At 56.8% G+C, this 600-nt stretch carries 1 rRNA gene (only partly in view); it reads left to right on the forward strand.

Features of this window, described 5'->3' with window-relative positions:
* Positions 1-600: ribosomal RNA gene (locus IE245_RS36505) — 23S ribosomal RNA — on the forward strand (its annotated part continues 1,502 nt past the right edge of the window); the annotation flags it as partial.

Below are 600 nucleotides of genomic sequence, written 5' to 3' on the forward strand. Positions count from 1 at the left end.
AGACCCGAAGCGGAGTGATCTAGCCATGGGCAGGTTGAAGCGGAGGTAAGACTTCGTGGAGGACCGAACCCACCAGGGTTGAAAACCTGGGGGATGACCTGTGGTTAGGGGTGAAAGGCCAATCAAACTCCGTGATAGCTGGTTCTCCCCGAAATGCATTTAGGTGCAGCGTCGTGTGTTTCTTGCCGGAGGTAGAGCACTGGATAGGCGATGGGCCCTACCGGGTTACTGACCTTAGCCAAACTCCGAATGCCGGTAAGTGAGAGCACGGCAGTGAGACTGTGGGGGATAAGCTCCATGGTCGAGAGGGAAACAGCCCAGAGCATCGACTAAGGCCCCTAAGCGTACGCTAAGTGGGAAAGGATGTGGAGTCGCAGAGACAACCAGGAGGTTGGCTTAGAAGCAGCCACCCTTGAAAGAGTGCGTAATAGCTCACTGGTCAAGTGATTCCGCGCCGACAATGTAGCGGGGCTCAAGCGTACCGCCGAAGTCGTGTCATTGCAGTACATACCCCCAACGGGGACTGTGATGGGTAGGGGAGCGTCGTGTGCCGGGTGAAGCAGCCGCGGAAGCGAGTTGTGGACGGTTCACGAGTGAGAA

Origin of the sequence: Streptomyces roseolus (assembly GCF_014649855.1) — a bacterium.
Taxonomy (GTDB): domain Bacteria; phylum Actinomycetota; class Actinomycetes; order Streptomycetales; family Streptomycetaceae; genus Streptomyces; species Streptomyces roseolus.